The 18,969-nt window shown below is 67.0% G+C and carries 14 protein-coding genes; 11 read left to right on the plus strand and 3 right to left on the minus strand.

Features of this window, described 5'->3' with window-relative positions; all coding sequences use genetic code 11:
- Window positions 1-39 precede the first annotated feature (39 nt).
- From M3N53_12260 to M3N53_12275, 4 genes are all read left to right on the plus strand, one after another.
- Window positions 40-942, plus strand: a complete 903-nt coding sequence (locus M3N53_12260) for a transporter substrate-binding domain-containing protein (GenBank protein MDP9069100.1) — start codon at window positions 40-42, stop codon at window positions 940-942.
- 70 nt (window positions 943-1,012) lie between these two features.
- Complete coding sequence (locus M3N53_12265; GenBank protein MDP9069101.1) at window positions 1,013-2,086, plus strand: amino acid ABC transporter permease; 1,074 nt, start codon at window positions 1,013-1,015, stop codon at window positions 2,084-2,086.
- Between the two features lie 26 nt (window positions 2,087-2,112).
- On the plus strand, window positions 2,113-2,835 hold the full coding sequence (locus M3N53_12270) for an amino acid ABC transporter ATP-binding protein (protein ID MDP9069102.1): 723 nt from the start codon (window positions 2,113-2,115) through the stop codon (window positions 2,833-2,835).
- Complete coding sequence (locus tag M3N53_12275; GenBank protein MDP9069103.1) at window positions 2,832-3,683, plus strand: hypothetical protein; 852 nt, start codon at window positions 2,832-2,834, stop codon at window positions 3,681-3,683. The genes M3N53_12270 and M3N53_12275 overlap by 4 nt, the downstream gene beginning before the upstream one ends.
- On the opposite strand, the gene M3N53_12280 is transcribed toward M3N53_12275, so the two are convergent.
- Window positions 3,680-4,567: a hypothetical protein gene (locus M3N53_12280; GenBank protein MDP9069104.1), complete on the minus strand. Its 888-nt coding sequence runs from the start codon at window positions 4,565-4,567 to the stop codon at window positions 3,680-3,682. The two genes, M3N53_12275 and M3N53_12280, sit on opposite strands and share 4 nt — an antisense overlap.
- Before the next feature lie 127 nt (window positions 4,568-4,694).
- Here M3N53_12280 and M3N53_12285 point away from each other — a divergent pair, with 127 nt between their 5' ends.
- On the plus strand, window positions 4,695-5,387 hold the full coding sequence (locus M3N53_12285; GenBank protein MDP9069105.1) for a uracil-DNA glycosylase: 693 nt from the start codon (window positions 4,695-4,697) through the stop codon (window positions 5,385-5,387).
- Between the two features lie 43 nt (window positions 5,388-5,430).
- Here M3N53_12285 and gltB read toward each other — a convergent pair whose 3' ends face one another.
- A complete protein-coding gene (gltB, locus tag M3N53_12290) occupies window positions 5,431-9,855 on the minus strand; it encodes a glutamate synthase large subunit (protein ID MDP9069106.1) in 4,425 nt (1,474 codons plus the stop codon).
- A 292-nt stretch (window positions 9,856-10,147) separates the two neighbouring features.
- Here gltB and M3N53_12295 point away from each other — a divergent pair, with 292 nt between their 5' ends.
- The 4 genes from M3N53_12295 (at window position 10,148) to M3N53_12310 (ending at window position 14,557) form a co-directional block, all read left to right on the plus strand.
- Window positions 10,148-11,182 (plus strand): iron ABC transporter substrate-binding protein, encoded by a 1,035-nt coding sequence (locus M3N53_12295; protein MDP9069107.1) that lies wholly within the window; start codon window positions 10,148-10,150, stop codon window positions 11,180-11,182.
- Between the two features lie 119 nt (window positions 11,183-11,301).
- Complete coding sequence (locus M3N53_12300) at window positions 11,302-12,831, plus strand: iron ABC transporter permease (GenBank protein ID MDP9069108.1); 1,530 nt, start codon at window positions 11,302-11,304, stop codon at window positions 12,829-12,831.
- 32 nt (window positions 12,832-12,863) lie between these two features.
- Window positions 12,864-13,898, plus strand: coding sequence for an ABC transporter ATP-binding protein (locus tag M3N53_12305; GenBank protein MDP9069109.1), 1,035 nt, complete (start codon window positions 12,864-12,866; stop codon window positions 13,896-13,898).
- Between the two features lie 161 nt (window positions 13,899-14,059).
- Window positions 14,060-14,557: a ferritin gene (locus tag M3N53_12310; protein ID MDP9069110.1), complete on the plus strand. Its 498-nt coding sequence runs from the start codon at window positions 14,060-14,062 to the stop codon at window positions 14,555-14,557.
- Window positions 14,558-14,580: 23 nt separating this feature from the next.
- Here the strand turns inward: M3N53_12310 and M3N53_12315 are convergent, their stop codons facing one another.
- Window positions 14,581-15,267 carry a metal-dependent transcriptional regulator gene (locus tag M3N53_12315; GenBank protein MDP9069111.1) on the minus strand — a complete coding sequence of 229 codons (687 nt, stop codon included), beginning with the start codon at window positions 15,265-15,267 and terminating at the stop codon, window positions 14,581-14,583.
- A 24-nt stretch (window positions 15,268-15,291) separates the two neighbouring features.
- Here M3N53_12315 and polA point away from each other — a divergent pair, with 24 nt between their 5' ends.
- Together polA and M3N53_12325 are read left to right on the plus strand one after the other, a co-directional pair.
- Window positions 15,292-18,003 (plus strand): DNA polymerase I, encoded by a 2,712-nt coding sequence (gene polA / locus M3N53_12320; protein MDP9069112.1) that lies wholly within the window; start codon window positions 15,292-15,294, stop codon window positions 18,001-18,003.
- Window positions 18,004-18,246: 243 nt separating this feature from the next.
- Window positions 18,247-18,969, plus strand: a 723-nt coding sequence (locus tag M3N53_12325; protein MDP9069113.1) for a S1 RNA-binding domain-containing protein, incomplete at its 3' end; no start/stop codon positions are given.

An 18,969-nucleotide genomic window follows, 5' to 3' on the forward strand; every position in this document is an offset into this window, starting at 1 on the left:
TCCGAGAACGTGGATCGACCTAGAAACAGGGGGGGCAAGATGAGGTTTGACACCAACAGCCGGTGGCTGAAGCTCGCGGCGCTGCTGGCGACATTGCTGCTCGTGATGGCAGCCTGCGGCGAGGACGAGCCGGTTACGCCGGAGGGCACCGGCACCGAAGCGGGCGCCGAAGGCGGCGAGTTCCAGACGCTCGAAGAGGGACGCCTGATAGTGGGGTCGGACATCCCTTACCCGCCGTTCGAGTTCGAAGAAGGCGGGCAACTGACCGGTTTCGACGTCGAGGTGGTACGAGGGATCACGGAGCGGCTCGGACTCGAGAACGCGGACGACGACTGGATCTCGACCGACTTCGGCACGATCTTCGAGCAGCTGGCTTCGAACACCAAGTTCGACGTCGTCGTTGCGGCCGTCACCGGTTACGCCCCCGAGGGCTCTCCGGCATCTGAGACGGTGGCCGACCGCAAGGAAGCGGTGGACTTCACCGATCCCTATTACCCCTCCCTCCAATCGCTGACGGTGGATCCCGCGAAGCAGGATGCGAAGACGTTCGAGGAGCTTCCCGAGGGAGCGCGCGTCGGCGTCCAGAGGGCAACCACCGGCGCCTTCTACGCTGAGGAGAACCTCGCGCCTCTTGGACTGGAGCTGGTCAGCTTCGAGAAGGCGCCCCAGATGTACCAGCAGCTTCAGGGAGGGAACCTAGATGCTGTGTTCAACGACCTCCCCGTGTCCCTAGACGCGATCGAGAAGCAGTTCACCAACCTCGAGGTCGTTCAACAGGTGGAGACGGGTGAGGAGTACGCCATCGCCGTCTCGAAAGACAATCCCGAGCTGCGCGAGGCCATCAACGGCGCGCTGCAGGAGATGTTCGAGGACGGTACCTATGCGGAGATCTTCCAGAAGTACTTCCCGGAGCAGGAGCTTCCCGAGTACGCGTCTGAATAATCCGAGTACACCACTGCATCGAGGAGGAGCCCGCGCCGACTTGGCGCGGGCTTCACTTTAGGAGGCGACCATGGCCGTAGCGGCAGCGACCCCACCACAGAGGGACCTTCGTTGGTTGCGCAGTGAGACGCGCCCACTCGCAGCGGTGCTTTTGGCGGTCGGTGCCATCACGGTCGCCCTGGCCCTGCTCGGCCCCGTCCTCGTGGTGCTGGGGCACGGCCTGACTCCGGTCGATGAGGTCATCCGCGGTCTCAAGTCCAACGAGATGACCGGGGTGCTGTTGTTCGCGCTCGTCGGAGGAGCGGCGGCAGCTCTCGTGGCTTTGATCGGTTACAGAAGGATGGATACCAAGGTCAGCCGAGAGGCCGCTATAGGCGGTGGGGCGCTCGGAGCGCAAGCGGCGGTCCTGGGCGCCGCTCTGCTGTGGTGGATGGAGACCGACGTCAGCGACTTCGCCCGCGCGTTCTTGGACTTCAGCAGGATCCCGCCGGTGTTCGACGCCTTCGTGAACGGCGCCAAGAACACCCTGTTCCTGGCCTTCGCCAGCGAGTTCTTCGGCATCGTCCTCGGCTTGTTCGTGGCCCTGCTTGCCATATCGAACAGACGCGTCGTCCGTGCTCCCGCTCGGGCTTACATCAACTTCTTCCGCGGCACGCCGCTCGTGTGGCAGCTGATCTTCATCGGGATCGCGATCCCCGCGGGGTTGGGGATCCGCGTGGGGACCTACACCGCCGGCATCATCGCGTTCAGTCTGAACACCGGCGCTTACGCCGCCGAGGTCTTCAGAGCAGGCATCCGCTCGATCGAGCGGGGTCAGTTCGAGGCCGCGCGGGGCCTCGGTATGTCGTATCTCCAAGCGATGCGTTACGCGATCGTCCCGCAGGCCGTCCGCCGCGTCGTCCCGCCTCTGATGAACGAGTTCGTGATCCTCATCAAGGACACCGCGCTGCTGATCGTGCTGGGGCTGTCGGTCGAACAGAGAGACCTGATGAACGTAGGTGACCAACTCGTGGCGAACACCTTCAACTTCACCTACATGTTGGCCACCGGCCTCGGCTATCTCGCTATCACGCTTCCACTTATCCGGTTGGTGAACGCAGTAGAGCGGCGGATGCGAAGCGGCCTGGTAGGCGTCGGCGCGTGAGCAGGGCTTCGCGACCGGGCGATCACCTGGTGTCGATGGAGGGCGTGCACAAGTGGTTCGGGAACCTGCACGTCTTGAAGGGGATCGATTTCGAGATCGACCAGGGACAGGTCGTCGTGGTGATCGGACCTTCTGGGTCTGGGAAGTCCACCCTGCTGCGCATCACGAACCTTCTCGAGGAGCCGACCGAGGGCAGGGTCTTCTTCGAGGGCAAAGACATCACCGACATCAGAACCAACGTCAATGAAGTCCGCACGCACATCGGCATCGTCTTCCAGGGCTACAACCTCTTTCCTCATAAGACAGTCCTGGGCAACATCACCCTCGCGCTCGAGAAAGTTTTGAAGATCGATGAGGGCGAAGCGAAGGAGCGCGCGTTGGAGCAACTCAGGAACGTTGGGCTCGAGGAGAAGAGCGACGCATACCCGGCGCAACTTTCCGGTGGCCAGCAGCAACGGGTGGCGATCGCGCGGGCTCTGGCCATGCGACCGAAGCTGATGCTGTTCGACGAGGTGACGTCAGCGCTGGACCCAGAGCTGGTCAAAGAGGTCCTCGACACGATGAAGGAGCTCGCCGAAGAGGGGATGACGATGATGGTCGTGACCCACGAGATGGGGTTTGCGCGCGAGGTGGGGACGCGTCTGCTGTTCATGGACGACGGCCGGATCCTCGAAGACGGCGATCCGAAACGGATCTTCACGAATCCCACCGACGACCGCTGCAGAGACTTCCTGGCGCACGTCCTGTGACTGCGGGCGTCGCGACTGCCGATCCCGTGGTCGCTCTCGCCGGCGGGTCGGACTACCGGAGTCTGTACTACGCCTGGGAGCAGCGGCAGTGGGAGGCCGGTGCCATCGAGTTGGTCGCGGACGCCGCGGCGTGGTCGGAGCTCCCGCGCTCCCTACGGACGCGGCTCGAGCGCGCGGTGGAGTGGCGACAGCTCCGCGCCGAGACCGCCACGCAAGCGCTGGTTCGTTTCGTGGACGCGGCCCCCAACGAAGAACAACAGGTGTTCCTGACGACACAGCTGGTGGACGAAGCGCGGCAACTGGTGTTTTTCGATCGCATGCGAGGCGAGGTGATGCACGTACAGGGTGCTTCGATCGAGGCCAGGCGCCCGGACCCGCCACAGGCCGCCGCGACGAAGTTGGTGTTGGAAGACCTTCCCGCGACCGCAGCAACCCTGGCTACGCCCGCATCCGATCTCGGCGCCCTTGCGCGCTCGATCGTGCTTTACGAGGTCGTGATCGTGGGAGTGCTGGGTCTCGTGGAACAGCGCGCCCTGATGGAGCGCCTCAACAAGCTGGGAGCCCTTCCCGGGTTGCGCGAAGGGCTGGCTCTCACGGCTCGCGACGCCGAGCGTCACGTCGCCTTCGGGCTGATCTTCCTCGCCGAAGCTGTTCTCGTAGAAGCGCGAAACATGGCCCACATCGCGGCCGCGCTCAGCGACGCCCTGCCGCACGCGTTCTCGGCTCTTACTGCCGCCGACCAGAGCCCCTCCACGCGCAACGGCCCGGGTGACCTGGTGGGGTCGGCCCGGGCCGCTTTGGATCGTTGGTTCGCAGCGGTGGAGTTGAAGCTTCCGGTAGTGCTCTAGGGCGAGAGTCGCCCCGCGCCGCGCAGGTCGCCGGAGCCGAGGGTCGTCTTCTTCACCTCGCCGCGCGAGATGCGCCCGAACATCGTCAAGCCCCCGTGCGGGTCCGACAGGTCGTCCAGGCCCACCTGATGCCCGAGCTCGTGCGCCGCCACGTTCACGACCTGGTACTTCTTGTCGCCGCCGGGCTTGTTGGTCCACCCGTAATCCGTGCGGTTGAAGCGAAGGTCGGTCTCGAGGATGCGGGTCCCGCTGAACCAGGTGTAGTTGATCGCAAGCGCTCCCGAGCCGAGCGCGCCGAACTCGACGATGTTCACGTGGTCGTACTTGACCGTCTTTCCGGTGAGGCCGGCGAACTCGTAGGCGAAGTCGATCGAGTCCCTATTCGTGCAGCGGCTGTTGGAGGTGGGCCAGACCCCGTGCGCCGTGCGGAGCGCGCGCTGCGTGACGTAAATGCTGTTCTCGGCCGGCGTCGAGCTGCGGCGGAAACGCCACACGACCGGCATGTCTTGCGCGCTCCAGCTGCGGCCGGTGGGGACGAAGGTCGGGTCCGCGCACTCCTCCGCCTGGGCACCGCCCTCGCTGATGCCGGCTGCAACCGCGCTCTGCATCTCGACCGAGTGGTCCGGGTTGATGACGGCCGTGATCGCGTTGAACGCGGCGCCGCCGAGGACCAGAGGGTTCTCGACCGGGAAGTCCATGTGTAGCTCCAGGCCGATGCCCGGAGGTGGCGCGTCTACGTTGGCGATATCGAGCAGCTGCTCGAGGGTGAGGGAGGGGAGGTCGGTGCTTACCTGCGAAGAGGCCGTGGGCGCCCCCAGTGCACCGGCGATCATCGCTGCTGCAGCGATCGGAGCTGCGACTCGCCTGCCGAGTCCACCCTTCATTCGAACCCCCTTGTTCCCCGCGATTGCCGATGACTCTGCGTGAGTGTACTTCTGCGGAACGTATTCGTCTCCTGCCCCGCCCACCGGTTTTTTCTTCGCGTTCTGCGGTTGTCCGATACTGCCGGATATGTCCGTTCCCCCGCCGAGCTTGGCCGCCCTGATGGAGGAGGTGACCTCCTGTTTCGCCTGCCCCCGCCTCGTGGAGTGGCGGGAGAAGGTGGCGCGGGAGAAGCGTGCCTCCTTCGCGGGCCAGACCTACTGGGGGAGACCCGTCCCCTCCTTCGGCGACGCCGCGGCGAAGGTTCTGGTGATAGGCCTCGCCCCCGCCGCCCACGGCGGCAACAGGACGGGACGGATCTTCACCGGCGACCGGTCCGCCGACTGGCTGTTCGGCTCCATGCACCGCACCGGCTTCGCCAACCAGGCGCTCTCGGTCTCGGTCGACGATGGCCTCCGGCTGACCGGCGCATGGGTGACCGCGCCGGTGCGCTGTGCGCCGCCCGACAACAAGCCGACCATCGACGAGCGGGATACCTGCTTCCCCTACCTGCTGCGCGAGATGGGGCTGCTGCCAGAGGTGAGCGTGTTGATCGCTCTCGGCGGGTTCGCCTGGGACGCGGCGCTGCGCGCTGCGGTGGCGCTGGGCGAGGAGAGGCCGCGTCCCAAACCGCGCTTCGGCCACGGCCGCGAGGTCCCGCTGGGGCGCTACCGCCTGCTCGGGTGCTACCACGTCAGCCAGCAGAACACCTTCACGGGCCGGCTCACGGAGCGGATGCTGGACGACGTCTTCCTGAGGGCGCGAGCACTGGCCGAGCTCTAGCGCGCGGCTACTTCGCCTCGCTGGGCTCGAGCGACGGCCGCTCTCAGGCATACGAGGCCGCGGGGCCTTCGAACAGCGCCTCGAGGCGAGCAACCTCGGCCACGGGCGCGACCCTCTTGAAGACGCTCGAGAGCGCGTCCCACTCCTCCACGATCGTGGCGCCGATCTCGGATCCCGTAGCAGCGACGTGCAGTTCGATCACGCGCTTCAGCGATTCGAGCTGACCCTCGGTCGGTTCGTACGCCGCGACCAGCTGCCGGTTGAGGTTGGTTAGGAGCTGGTCGTCCGGGTCGTAGACGTAGGCCTCGCCGCCACTCATCCCCGCACCGACGTTCCGACCGGTGGGGCCGAGGATCACCACGGCTCCGGCAGTCATGTACTCGCACGCGTGGTCTCCGACGCCCTCTACGACCGCTACCGCGCCGGAGTTGCGCACCCCGAAGCGTTCGCCGGCGCGCCCCGCGACGAAGAGCTGCCCTCCCGTCGCTCCGTACAACACCGTGTTCCCCACCAGATACGGGTCACCGGCGTCGTTCGGTGGCGGCTTGATGACGACGCGGCCGGCGCCCATCGCCTTGCCGACGTAGTCGTTCGCCTCTCCGGTCAGGCGCAGCTCCACCGGACCGGCCAGGAAGGAACCGAAGGACTGACCCGCTTCCCCCTCGAATGAGGCCGTGACCCTCGCGCCGGGGGCGGCGTGGACCTCACCCGACGCGAGCGCGCAGCCGAGGCGCGCGCCGACCGTGCGATCGGCGGTGGTGATGCCGTAGGCGAGCTCCGCGACCCGTCCCTCCTGAAGCGCTTCGAGTGCTTCCTCGTAGAGGCGATCCCCTAGATCCGAGCGCGGCCTCTGCATGGGAAGCGTCCCGGTGAAGCTCGTCTCTCGTCCTGCCGGGTCGAGAAGCAGGGGGCCGAGCTCCAACCCCCCGGCGCCGACATCACGTTGTCTCAGAAGATCGGCTCGCCCTATGGCTTCGTCGACGGACCGGAGACCGAGCGACGCCAGCAGGAGGCGGACCTCTTCCGCCACGAGGGTCAGGTATCTCGCCACCATCTCGGGCGTGCCGGCAAACTTCGCCCGCAGCACCGGGTTCTGCGTCGCGATCCCGACCGGGCAGGTGTCGCGGTGACAGGTCCGGACCAGGATGCAGCCTTCCGCCACCAGAGCGGCGGTCCCGAAGGAGAACTCGTCGGCCCCCATCAGTGCGGCTATCACGATGTCGCGGCCCGTCTTCAAACCGCCGTCTACGCGGACCCGTGTCCGCCCTCGCAGCCCGTTCGCAACCAGCGCCTCTTGCACCTCGGCAAGACCGATCTCCCATGGAAGACCCGCGTTCTTGATCGACGACAACGGGCTCGCGCCGGTTCCCCCGTCGCCTCCCGCGACGTGCACCACCTCTGCAAGCCCCTTGACCACTCCCGCCGCGATCGTGCCGATGCCCTCGGACGACACGAGCTTGACGGACACCGCGGCGCGCGGGTTCGCCTGCTTGAGATCGAAGATCAGCTGCGCCAGGTCCTCGATCGAGTAGATGTCGTGGTGTGGCGGGGGAGAGATGAGCGCCACGCCCGGCACCGTGTGACGGAGGCGCGCTATCTCGACCGTGACCTTCTTGCCGGGGAGCTGTCCTCCCTCACCGGGCTTCGATCCTTGCGCCATCTTGATCTGGAGCTCCTTGGCGTGCGCCACGTAGGCGGGGGTGACGCCGAACCTCCCGGACGCGATCTGCTTGATGCCGGAGTTGCGCTCGTCGGTGTAGCGCTCGGGAGCCTCTCCTCCCTCACCGGTGTTCGCCATCCCGCCGATCATGTTCAGTGCGATGGAAAGCGTCTCGTGCGCCTCGGCCGACAGTGCCCCGTGTGACATCGCACCCGTCGAGAAGCGCCTCGTGATGGCGGCCGCCGGCTCCACCTTTTCGAGCGAGACAGGTTCCGCGGCCGCGACCAGCTCGAGGAGGTCGCGCGGCTCCGTCGGCGATCGCCCGTTCACCAGCGACGAGAACCTGCGGTAGGCGTCGTCGTCTCCTTTCGCCGCCCGCTGCAATGCGTGGGCCGCGTCCATCTCGGGGGTCTGGGCGCTGTCTTTCAGCCCGGCGCTCTCCTGCAACAGGTCGACGACATCGGGGTTGATCGCGTGGTACTCACCTCCGCTGCGGAACTTCACCACGCCGGTGTTCACGAGGGTTGGCCTCGCGCCGTAGGCGGCCTCATGACGCGCCAGCGCGTGGCCGGCGAGCTCTTCCAGCCTCAGCCCGCCCAGCGCCGACGACACTCCCCGGAAGCACAGCTCCACTACGTCTTGCCCCAGCCCTACCGCCTCGACGATCTGCGCGCCGCGGTACGAGTCGAGGGTCGAGATCCCCATCTTCGACATGATCTTCAGAACCCCGTCCTCGATGGCTTTGAAGAAGTTGCGCTGCGCTAGGTCGGCGGAGACACCTCCGCCCAGCCGTCCGGTCGCGGCCAGCGTCGCGATCGCCTCCAGCGCGAGCCGCGGACACAGCGCGTCGACGCCAAGCGTCAACAGACAGGCGGCGTGGTGCGCCTCGCGCGGCTCGTCCGAATCGACCACGAGGCTCGTTCGAGGCCGCAGCCCCGCGTTGAGCAGCGCGTGATGCACGGCGCCGGCAGCCAGCGCGATCGGGATCGTGACGCGCCGAGGTCCCGCGGCCGCATCAGACAGCACGAGGTGGCGCGCCCCGCCCGACACCGCGTGCAGCGCCGCCTCCGTCAGGCCCACGAGTGCGCGTGCAAGCGCTCCCGGACCAGCTACGGGATCGAAGGTGGCGTCTAATACGAAACCACCGTCGTGCAGCAGGTCGGCGATGCCGTCGGGGAACAGGAGGAAGCTGTCGTACTCCCGCAGCGACGCCGCCTCGGGCCGCTCGTGGAGCAGAGGGCCGCGGGGGCCGAGTCGTGTGCTGATCGACATCACGTGGCGCTCGCGCAGGTGATCGATCGGCGGGTTGGTGACCTGCGCGAAGCGCTGCTTGAGGAACGAGAAGACGGGGCGCGCGAACAGCGCGAGTGGTGGTTGCGGCGTGTCGTCCCCCATCGACGAGGTCGGTTCCTGGCCCTCCGTCGCCATCGGTCGCAGCACGACCGTGACCTCCTCTTTCGTCACCCCAACCGCGACCTGGCGGGCGGTGACGTCGGCCCCCGCGGCTCGCGCCTCCAGCGGCGTCCCGCTCGACTTCGGGACGATGTGCTCTGCGAGCCAGTCACCGTAGGGGCGCCGGCGCGCGAGGCGCGACTTGATCTCCGCGTCCGACTGCGTGCCGCCCTCGGCGGGGTCGAGCAAGAAGAGGCTGCCCGCGCCGATCTTGGTCCGGCGGACGCGACCATGTCCTCGCGTCGAGACCGCGCCTGCTTCCGATGCGCACGCGATCAGGCCGTCGTCGCAGATCGACACCCGCAGAGGCCGTAGCCCGTTCCTATCCAGCGCGGCTCCGATACGGCGGCCGTCGGTGAACACGAGCCCGGCCGGCCCATCCCACGGCTCGACCAAGCACGAGTGGTAGTGGAAGAAGTCCGCCACCTCTTGCCCCGTCGCGGTGTCGTCTTCCCACGGTGACGGCAACAACATCGAAACGGCATGTGCAACGCCGCGGCCGCCCCGCGTCAACATCTCCAGCGCCTCGTCGAGGATCGCCGAGTCCGACCCGTGCTCGTCTATCACTGGGCGCAACAGCTCTTCCGGCGCGAGCTCGGTCGCGCCGAGGTTCCCCTCCCGCGCCTTCATCCATGCAACGTTTCCTCTGATCGTGTTGATCTCTCCGTTGTGTGCGACGAAGCGGAAGGGCTGAGCCCGCTCCCAAGTGGGAGCCGTGTTGGTGGCGAAGCGCTGGTGGAAGATCGCGAACCAACCGTTGCACCCTTCGTCGGCCAGGTCCGCGTAGAACTCGGCGAGGCGGTCGGCCGCGCACAGCGCCTTGTAGGTGATCGTGCGGAACGAGAACGACGCGACGTAGGCGCGCATTCCTTGGTCTCGCACGCGCTGTTCGATCCTGCGACGCGCGCGGAAGGCGCATCGCTCGCCCTCGTCTTCGTCGGTCCCGACGGGACGCGACACGACCGCCTGGAGGATCGCCGGCTGCGACCGCGCCGCGGCATCCCCTAGCGCCCGCTCGTCCACCGGGACCTCCCGCCATCGCTCGACGAGCAGCCCCTCCTGCGCGCAGCAGTCCTCGACGACGGCGCGCGCGCCCGCCTCGCGCTCGGGATCGATGAACATCATCGCGACGCCGGCTCGATCGTCGATGCCCAGAAGCCGGTGGGGGAGCGGCAGAAGCAGCCCGGCACCGTCGCCGGTCAGCTCGTCTGCTGCCAGGGCGCCCCGGTGCTTCACCCGGCACAGCGCCTCCAAACCGGCGGCCACGATCGCGCGCGAGGAGCGGCCTCGTGAGTCGGCGACGAAGCCGATCCCACAGGCGTCGCGTTCCCACTGCGGGTGCGAGGTGACGCTCATCCAAGACCTTTCCAACCGGTCCGGAGGCATAGAAAAAGGCGCCGCCGGAGCGAGCGCCGTTGCTCTGTAGTCATGTTCGGCTGACGCCGAACGTTCGTGCTGCCACCCGCTTGGCTGCGCCAAGCCGGTCGGAGTGTGAACGGGGAAGTCGCCGCCAGCCTAGCCGAGCGGCGGGCGGCGAGGCAACGACCTGCCTCTGGTTAGGCTCCCCTAACTCCAGGGTGCCGAAGTGCTAATGTTCGGCCGACCGAAGATTGAGCCTACGCACTTCGATGGAAGGGAGAAAGGGATCATGCGGCTGCGCTTCGTGGGGCTGCTGGCGGTATCGCTGCTGGCCGGCGCGTGTGGTGGAGAGACGGGCGCGGCGCCGGCGACGGGCGCGGCCGGGGCCCCGGCGGGCGACGCTGTCACGGTTTATTCCGGCCGTGATGAGGCGTTCGTCGGCCCGCTCTTCGAGCGGTTCATGGAACAGGAAGGGATCGAGCTGGAGATCCGCTACGGCGACTCTGCGGAGCTGGCCGCGACCATCCTCGAAGAGGGCGAGTCGTCTCCCGCCGACGTGTTCCTGTCGCAGGACGCGGGCTCTCTCGGGGCGGTGGGAGAGGCAGGCCTCTTGGCGGAGCTGGATCGGAAGATCTTGCGCCGGGTCGACGAGCGGTACCGCTCCCCGGAGGGACTATGGGTCGGCACCTCCGGGCGCGCCCGGGTCGCCGCGTACAACACGGATTCCCTGAGCGAGGAAGACCTTCCGGAGTCGATCGTGGAGTTCACCGACCCCGCCTGGCGCGGGCGCATCGGCTTTCCCCCGACGAACGCGTCGTTCCAGGCCTTCGTGGCCGCGATGATCCAGCTCGAGGGCGAAGACGCGACGCGCGAGTTCCTCGAGGGGCTGCAGGCGAACGAGCCGGTCTTGTACCCGGACAACATCTCGACGGTTCGAGGCGTCGCAGCCGGTGAGGTCGAGGTCGGCTTCGTCAACCACTACTACCTCTACGAGGTCGCAGTCGAAGATGGTGACATCCCCGTCGCCAACCACTTCTTCACGGGTGGCGACGCCGGGGCCTTGGTGAACACCGCGGGCGTCGCGATCCTGGAGACGTCGGACAAGGCCGAGGACGCGGCCGCGCTGGTGGAGTACCTCACCGGGGGCGAAGGACAGACCTACTTCGCCCAGGAGACGTTCGAGTACCCGGTGGTCGAGGGCGTGGAGACGAAGGAGGACCTGGTTCCTATCGAGGAGATCGAGTCTCCGAAGCTGGATCTGTCGGACCTCGGTCGCACGCTGGAGCCCGCGCTGCAGCTCCTCGCGGAGGTCGGCCTCCTGTGACGCCGACGTTCTAGAGGATGGCACACGCGGCCCACGCCTGGCGTGTCCGATCGACGATCACGCGTCGGAGCCATGCTCCGCGCGCTGTCGTGCTCTCCTCCCTAGCGGTCTGCGCCGTGATGTTGTTGCCCGTCGTCTACCTGATCGTGCGGGCACTCGAGGCCGATGCGTCGAGCTGGGACCTCATCCTCAGACCGCGCACGGTCGAGCTGGCCGCCCGGAGCATCGGCCTTGCCTCCGCGGTGACCGCTGCAGCCGCGGCGATCGGCGTGCCGTTGGCATGGCTGACGGTTCGTACGGATCTCCCGGGCCGGCGTGTCTGGACGGTGCTGTTGTCCTTGCCCCTCGTGATCCCGAGCTACGTGGGGGCCTTCGCCCTGCTCGCCGCCTTCGGGCCGCGCGGTTTGCTGCAGAGGGCCCTCGAGGGCCCCTTCGGAATCAGCCGGTTGCCCGACGTATCGGGTTTCCCGGGCGCGTTCATCAGCCTGACGCTGTTCACCTACCCCTACGTCTTCCTCCTCGTTGCCGCGGCGCTGCGCGGGATGGATCCCTCTTTGGAGGAGGCGGCCCGTAGCCTTGGACGCTCTCGATGGGCGACGTTCAAGACGGTGACGCTCCCGATGCTCCGGCCCTCGGTTGCCGCGGGAAGCCTCTTGGTCGCGCTCTACACGCTCCACGACTTCGGTGCGGTCTCGTTGATGCGCTTCCACGTCTTCACCCAGGCGATCTACCTCCAGTACAAGGGCGCCTTCGACCGAACGCCCGCGGCGATCCTGTCTTTGATGCTGATCGCGATCGTCCTCGTAGTGCTGACCTTCGAGCGTCGTGCCCGAGGGAGGTCGCGCTATCACCGGAGTAGCGCCGGCGCCGCTCGACCGCTGCCGCCGATCGCGCTGCACCGCTGGCGCTGGCCGGCTGTCGCTCTGTGCGCCGCGGTGACGCTGGTCGCGTTCTTCGGGCCGGTCTCGGTGATCGTCCTGTGGTTGCTGAGGGCGGTGGCCGCTGGCGACGCTGCGATCCCGTGGACCGCGGCGTCAGGATCGATCGTCGCGGCCGCCGGAGGCGCGGGCGCCGCCCTGGTAGCAGGCCTCCCCGTCGCTTTGCTTTCCTCGCGCTACTCCGGCCGCCTCTCGGGTGCCGCGGAGCGCCTTTCCTACAGCGGCTACGCGCTGCCGGGGCTCGTGGTCGCGCTGGCGTTCGTCTTCTTCGCCTCGAACCTCCTGCCGGTGCTGTACCAGAGCCTCCCGCTCGTCGTGATCGCTTACATGGTGTTGTTCCTCCCACAGATGACCGAACCTCTGCGCGGATCGCTGTTGCAGGTCGGGCCTCGGGTGGAGGAGGCCGGACGCGCTCTCGGCAAGACCCGAGCGCGGGTCTTCATCGAGGTGACCGCGCCTTTGATCTCTCGTGGTGCCATCGCGGGAGTCGCGTTGGTGTTCCTGACTGCGATGAAGGAGCTTCCCGCTACGCTGCTACTGCGGCCCACCGGTTTCGAAACGCTGGCGACCCGCGTGTGGACGGAGGCATCCGTGAGCCTGTATTCGAAGGCCGCCGCGCCGGCGCTGATGCTCATGGTGATCTGTTCCGTGCCGCTCTACGTGCTGGCGCGGAAGGTCGAGGTAGATCGCGTGGATGTGAGGCCGGAGTGACCGGGCGCGATCTTGCGCTTCGCTGCGCTGGCGTGCACAAGCGGTTCGGCTCGACCGTTGCGCTGGCCGGCTTCGACCTGGATCTGCGTCGCGGCATCTTGCTCGCGCTGTTGGGGCCCAGCGGATGTGGCAAGACGACCGCTCTCCGTGTCATGGCCGGGTTCGAGCGACCCACGGGCGGGGACGTCTGCGTCGGTGGCGAACACGTCGCCGGCACCGGCGCCTGGGTTCCCCCGGAGCGTCGCAGGATCGGGATGGTTTTCCAGGACTGGGCGCTGTTCCCCCATCTCGACGTGTGGCACAACGCTGCGTTCGGGATCGGCCGTGATGAGGGGGATCGGGTGCAGGAGGTGCTGCGTCTGGTCGACCTGCAAGGGCTCGAGCGTCGCCTTCCGCACGAGCTGTCGGGAGGTCAGCAGCAGCGGGTCGCTCTCGCTCGCGCTCTGGCTCCGTCGCCCGAGGTCATCCTGTTGGACGAGCCCTTCTCGAACCTCGACGCGACGCTGCGCGCCTCGGTGAGGGCAGAGGTGCGCCAGGTCCTGAGGGAGGCCGGAGCGACTGCGATCTTCGTGACTCACGACCAGGAAGAAGCGCTGTCGATGGCAGACGAGCTCGCGGTGATGGTGAACGGGCGAGTGGTGCAGGTGGGCGCGCCCCACGAGGTGTACGGGATGCCTGCGGACTCGAAGGTCGCGGCGTTGGTCGGCGAAGCGAACTTCTTCAAGGGCATCGTGCGCGACCAGGTCGCGCTGACGCCCGTCGGCGACATGCCCGCCCCCGGCCTCAGCGACGGGCCGGTCGAGGTCATGGTGCGCCCGGAAGCGGTCCGGCTGACGCATGACGAATATGCGGCCGCGCGCATAGTCGACGCGGAGTTCTACGGACACGACCAGCTGGTGCGCGCGGTGCTGGCGGATGGGACGAGCCTGGACGCGCGTCTGCTCGGACCGCGGCCCGAGCTCATGATCGGATCTCCGGTCGCGGCGGCGGTCGTCGGCGGCGTCCACTTCTTCCGCGAGGGACGTCCCGTTCTGGCAACGGCGGACAACTCCGGCCGCCCCCGCTGACGTCCCCCGTTTTGCTCGAGAAATGTCCCGGATTTCGGGAGGTTTCTCGAGCAAAGCGCAAGGAGAGCCGAACGTGGAAGGTTCGGCTCTCCTTAGAGGCGTTGCGGCACTTGCCGCGCTAGCCTCGCCACAACACGACTACAAACACTAGGAGGAGAGGGATGCTTACGAAGAAGGTAGAAGCCGCGATGAACGACCAACTGCAGAAAGAGCTGCAGTCGGCGTACGTGTACCTCGGCATGAGCGTCTACTGCGAGGCCGAGAGCCTGCCCGGTTTCGCCGCGTGGTTGCGGCGTCAGTTCGACGAGGAGCAGCAGCACGCGTTCAGGTTCTACAACTTCATCATCGACCGCGGCTCGCGCGTCGACCTGAAGCAACTGGACGCTCCGCCCACGAACTACGGAAGTCCGCTCGCCGTGTTCGAGACCGCTCTCGAGCATGAGCGCAGCGTCACCCGCTCGATCAACGAGCTCTACGACCTCGTCGCGAAGGAGAAGGACTTCGCGTCCCAGGCGTGGCTTGACTGGTTCGCCACCGAGCAGGTGGAAGAGGAGAAGACCGTGGGTCAGATCGTCGACGACCTGCGTCGCATCGGGGGTAGCGGCGACGGCCTCTTCTTCCTCGACAAGGACCTCGCCTCGCGCACGCCGGACGAGTAACGGCCGGTCGGGGCTGACTGGGCCTAGGCCGGCACCACCCACAGGTTGTCGCCCAGCTGACGGCCCAGCGAGACGCGTTCGCCGTTCACCTCCAGCGTGCGTGTCCCGTCCGGCCCCACCTCCACGACCGACAGGTCGTTGCCCGGGATGAGGCTGTGCTGCTCCAGGAACTTCAGCACGTCGTGATCTAGCTCGACGTCCTCGAGCAGTCGCGTGAGCCGTCCGGCGTCGCCAGCCTCCATCGTCGCGACAGACTTCAGATCCGCCCACGCGATGCTCCCGGTGGTGCCGGGGATGGGATTGCCGTGAGGACACGTGGGCTCGCCCTCGAGCTTGGCGAGGATGGCCTCTTCGACCTCCGGCGTCATCACCTTCTCCCAGTCCTCTGCCTGCTCGTGACAGAGGTGCCATGGGATGCCGAGGATGTCGACGAGCATGCGCTCGGCCAGACGATGACGGCGCACGAGAGCTTCCGCTACCTCTATGCCGCGCTGCGTCAAAGTGATGTCGCGCGCGCCCTCCACCGTCACGTAGCCCTCCGCCACCAGACGCTTCACGCCTTCGGAGACGGTCGCGGGAGCGAGCCCCAAGCGTTCGCCTATGCGCGCCTGCAGGACGCGCCGGCCCTCTTCCTTCAGCTCGTATACGGCCTCGAGATACTCCTTCGACGCCGGGTTCAGATCGCGTAGATCGGGCGAGGGGCCGGCCATGGCCCGGATTGTAGTGTCTGCTCGATGGCCCCCTCTAAGGCTCGGAAGCGGCCGAAGCTCCTTCTCCTAGACGGTTACTCGCTGGCGTTCCGCGCCTTCTACGCGCTGCCCGAGGACCTCGCCACGACCGACGGCACGCATACCAACGCGGTCTATGGCTTCACCGCGATGTTGATCAAGCTGCTGCAGGAGCAGAGGCCCGACTACATCGCGTGCTGTCTCGACATGGGCGCGCCGCTGGAGCGAACGGCCGAGTACGCCGACTACAAGAGCAACCGCGGCCAGGCGCCCGACACCTTCTCGTCGCAGGTGCCTCTCATCAGAGAGGTCCTGAAGGTCATGCACATCCCCATATACGAACTGCCCGGCCACGAGGCCGACGACATCATCGCGGGGCTGGCGCGGAGATCGTGCGAGGACGGGGTCGACGTGAAGATCGTCACCGGCGACCGCGACTTCTTCCAGATCGTCGACGACCGCATCCACGTCCTCTACAACAGACGCGGTATCACCGACATCGTCGAGATGGATCCGAAGGCGGTCCAGGAACGGTATGGCGTGCCGCCCGAGAAGTACGTCGACCTGAAGGCGCTCGACGGGGATCCGTCCGACAACCTCCCCGGTGTTCCGGGGGTCGGGACCAAGACCGCCGCCAAGCTCGTGCAGAGATACGGCAGCGCGGAGGAGGCCGTCGCGCACGCGGCGGAGCAGACGCCGAAGCTGGCGGAGAACCTTGCCGCCCACGCCGAGCAGGTGGCGATCAACAAGAAGCTGTCGCGTCTCGTGGAGGTCGAGCTCGAGGACGTGGGGCTGGAGGACCTGAAGATGGGCGGCTGGGATCTCGACGAGGTGCGAGAGCGGTTCCTCTCCCTCGAGTTCAGGACGCTTCTCGAGCGGCTGATGGCCGATCTTCCGGAGGCCGCCGAGGGAGAGGGCGAGCCGTTCGAGTTGGAGGTCCGCGTCTTCGACTCGCCGGCGTTGCTACGCGAGCTGCGGGACGAGTTGGCGGCGCAGGGGCGCGCAGCGGTCGACGTCGTTGCGGGATCCGTCCGCGGGCGGCCCCGGTCGCTGACGTTCGCGTGGGACGACGGTGCGGTGGGTCACGTGCCTATCGGTCGGGGCGGCGTCACGGCGGAAGAGCTGCGCGACGAGCTGCGCGAGGTGTTGGAGTCCGACGAGATCGCCAAGGTCGCGCACGGGGGGCGCGCTCTGACCCTGGGGCTATCCCTGTTGGGGATCCGGCTCGGGGGTCTGCGGTTCGACACGCACATCGGCTCGTACCTGTTGGATCCTGGAGCCCCCGCGTACTCCCTGGTGGAGGTGGCGCGCAAGTACAGCGGCCGCGAGCTGAAGGCGGTGGGGACCGCCGACCGTTCGGCCCCCGAAGGCCAAGGCGCTCTCGATCTCGGGGCCGAGGAGCTCGAGGAGATCGCCGCGGAGGACGCTTGTCTTCGAGCGCTCGCGGTGAAAGAGGTGACCGACGTGGTCGAGCCGGAGCTGGAGCGGCTGGGGATGATCGAGCTCTACCGGACCATCGAGCACCCATTGATCCCCGTGCTCGCGCGCATGGAGGAGGTCGGGGTCAGGGTCGACCTCGATTACCTGTCCGAGATGGCTCGCGACCTCGACAAGCGGATCGGCGTGCTGGAGACCGAGTGCTACGAGCTCGCGGGCGAACGGCTGAACCTGGGGTCGCCAACGCAGCTGCGCGTGCTGCTCTACGACAAGCTCGGGCTGAAGACGAAACGCCGCACGAAGACGGGTCTCTCCACCGACGCCCGCGCGTTGGTCACGCTGGTCGATCAGCATCCCTTCGTCGGCAAGCTGCTCGAATACCGGGAGCTCTCGAAGCTGAAGAACACCTACGTCGACGCGCTGCCGCCGTTGGTGGATCCCGACGATGGCCGCATCCATACGACCTACGACCAAACCGTGGCCGCTACCGGGCGGTTGTCCAGCACCAACCCGAACCTCATGAACATCCCGATCCGAACCGATCTGGGACGTCAGATCCGGCGCGCTTTCGTGCCGGAGGAGGGTCACGTGCTGCTCTCCGCCGACTACTCGCAGATCGAGCTGCGCGTGATGGCGCACCTCTCCAAGGACCCGATCCTGCTAGAGGTGTTCGCCGTTGGCGAAGACGTCCATACGGCAACCGCCTGCCGCATCTACGACATCGACCCGCAGGACCTGACGACGAAGCACCGGTCGGTGGCGAAGATGGTGAACTACGGCCTCGCCTACGGCATGGGCGCTCCCGGCCTCGCCGAACGATTGAACGTGGAGCGCGTGGAGGCCGAAGAGATCATGGACGCGTATTTCGAACAGTTCGGAGGCGTGGCCGACTTCCTCGACGATGTGGTCCGACAGGCGCACCGAGACGGTTTCACCACGACGATGTTTGGCCGCCGCCGCTACCTCCCGGAGCTCGGCAGCGGGAACCCCAGGATGCGCGCCATCGGTGAGCGTCAAGCGCTGAACGCACCGATCCAGGGATCGGCCGCCGACATCATGAAGCTCGCGATGATCGCGGTGGACCGCCGTCTGCGCACCGAAGGACTGCACAGCAAGATGATCCTCACGGTTCACGACGAGCTCGTCTTCGAGGTTCCGGAGCCGGAGAAGGGCGCGGCGGCCGCGCTCGTGGAGCAGGAGATGACGGGCGTCTGCCAGATGGAGGTCCCGCTCGCGGTCGACCTCTCCTTCGGAGAGGACTGGGCGGCCGCGAAGAGCTAGCTGTGGCGAGGCAACTACGCCCCCCGTATACTCCTCCGGCCCCCCTTCGCGGGGGCAAATCTTTGTAGTGGAGGAGGAACCACCTATATGAGCGATCAGCAAGACGGGGCTGCGCAAGCCTCGGAGGGGGCCGAGCAGACGCTCCCCGACGGGCACGGCGGGACCATCACCCGGACCGCGCCCTCCACCTCCGGCGAGACCTACGCCGGCGGCACCATCGTCGAGAACGACGTGGGCGAGTCGATGGAAGACCTCATGGCGGCGATCGAGGCCACCATCAAGCCGTTCAACGACGGCGACCTCATGACCGGCACGGTCGTGAAGATCGAAAAGGACGAGGTCCTGCTCGACATCGGCTACAAGTCCGAGGGCGTGATCCCGCTGCGGGAGCTGTCGATCCGCAACGACGTGGATCCCTCAGAGATCGTCTCGCTGGGCGACCAGTTGGAGACCCTCGTCCTGCAGAAGGAAGACAAAGATGGACGCCTCATCCTGTCTAAGAAGAGAGCGCAGTACGAGCGCGCCTGGGGCAAGATCGAAGAGATCAAGAACGTCGACGGAACGGTCACAGGCCCCGTCATCGAGGTCGTCAAGGGTGGGCTGATCCTGGACATCGGGTTGCGCGGCTTCCTTCCCGCGTCGCTGGTTGAGATGCGCCGCGTGCGAGACCTGCAGCCTTATGTCGGCAAGGAGCTCGAGTGCCGCATCATCGAGCTCGACAAGAACCGCAACAACGTCGTTCTGTCGCGCCGCAAGTTCCTCGAAGAGTCGCAGGCGGAGCAACGACAGGACTTCCTGACCTCGCTCGGCAAGGGCGAGAGGCGGAAGGGTGTCGTTTCCTCCATCGTCAACTTCGGCGCATTCGTGGACCTCGGCGGTGTGGACGGCCTCGTTCACGTCTCCGAGCTGTCGTGGAAGCACGTCGACCACCCCAGCGAAGTCGTAGAGGTGGGGGAGGAGGTCGAC

The sequence above is a fragment of the Actinomycetota bacterium genome (assembly GCA_030776625.1).
In the GTDB taxonomy this organism is placed as follows: domain Bacteria; phylum Actinomycetota; class CADDZG01; order CADDZG01; family WHSQ01; genus MB1-2.

Bases quoted from the DNA above. Each gene is read 5' to 3' on its own strand.
- M3N53_12260 (MDP9069100.1), top strand. From the start codon at position 40: ATGAGGTTTGACACCAACAGCCGGTGGCTGAAGCTCGCGGCGCTGCTG.
- M3N53_12265 (MDP9069101.1), top strand. From the start codon at position 1,013: ATGGCCGTAGCGGCAGCGACCCCACCACAGAGGGACCTTCGTTGGTTG.
- M3N53_12280 (MDP9069104.1), bottom strand. From the start codon at position 4,567: ATGAAGGGTGGACTCGGCAGGCGAGTCGCAGCTCCGATCGCTGCAGCA.
- M3N53_12285 (MDP9069105.1), top strand. From the start codon at position 4,695: ATGTCCGTTCCCCCGCCGAGCTTGGCCGCCCTGATGGAGGAGGTGACC.
- gltB (MDP9069106.1), bottom strand. From the start codon at position 9,855: ATGAGCGTCACCTCGCACCCGCAGTGGGAACGCGACGCCTGTGGGATC.
- M3N53_12295 (MDP9069107.1), top strand. From the start codon at position 10,148: ATGCGGCTGCGCTTCGTGGGGCTGCTGGCGGTATCGCTGCTGGCCGGC.
- M3N53_12300 (MDP9069108.1), top strand. From the start codon at position 11,302: ATGTTGTTGCCCGTCGTCTACCTGATCGTGCGGGCACTCGAGGCCGAT.
- M3N53_12310 (MDP9069110.1), top strand. From the start codon at position 14,060: ATGCTTACGAAGAAGGTAGAAGCCGCGATGAACGACCAACTGCAGAAA.
- M3N53_12315 (MDP9069111.1), bottom strand. From the start codon at position 15,267: ATGGCCGGCCCCTCGCCCGATCTACGCGATCTGAACCCGGCGTCGAAG.
- polA (MDP9069112.1), top strand. From the start codon at position 15,292: ATGGCCCCCTCTAAGGCTCGGAAGCGGCCGAAGCTCCTTCTCCTAGAC.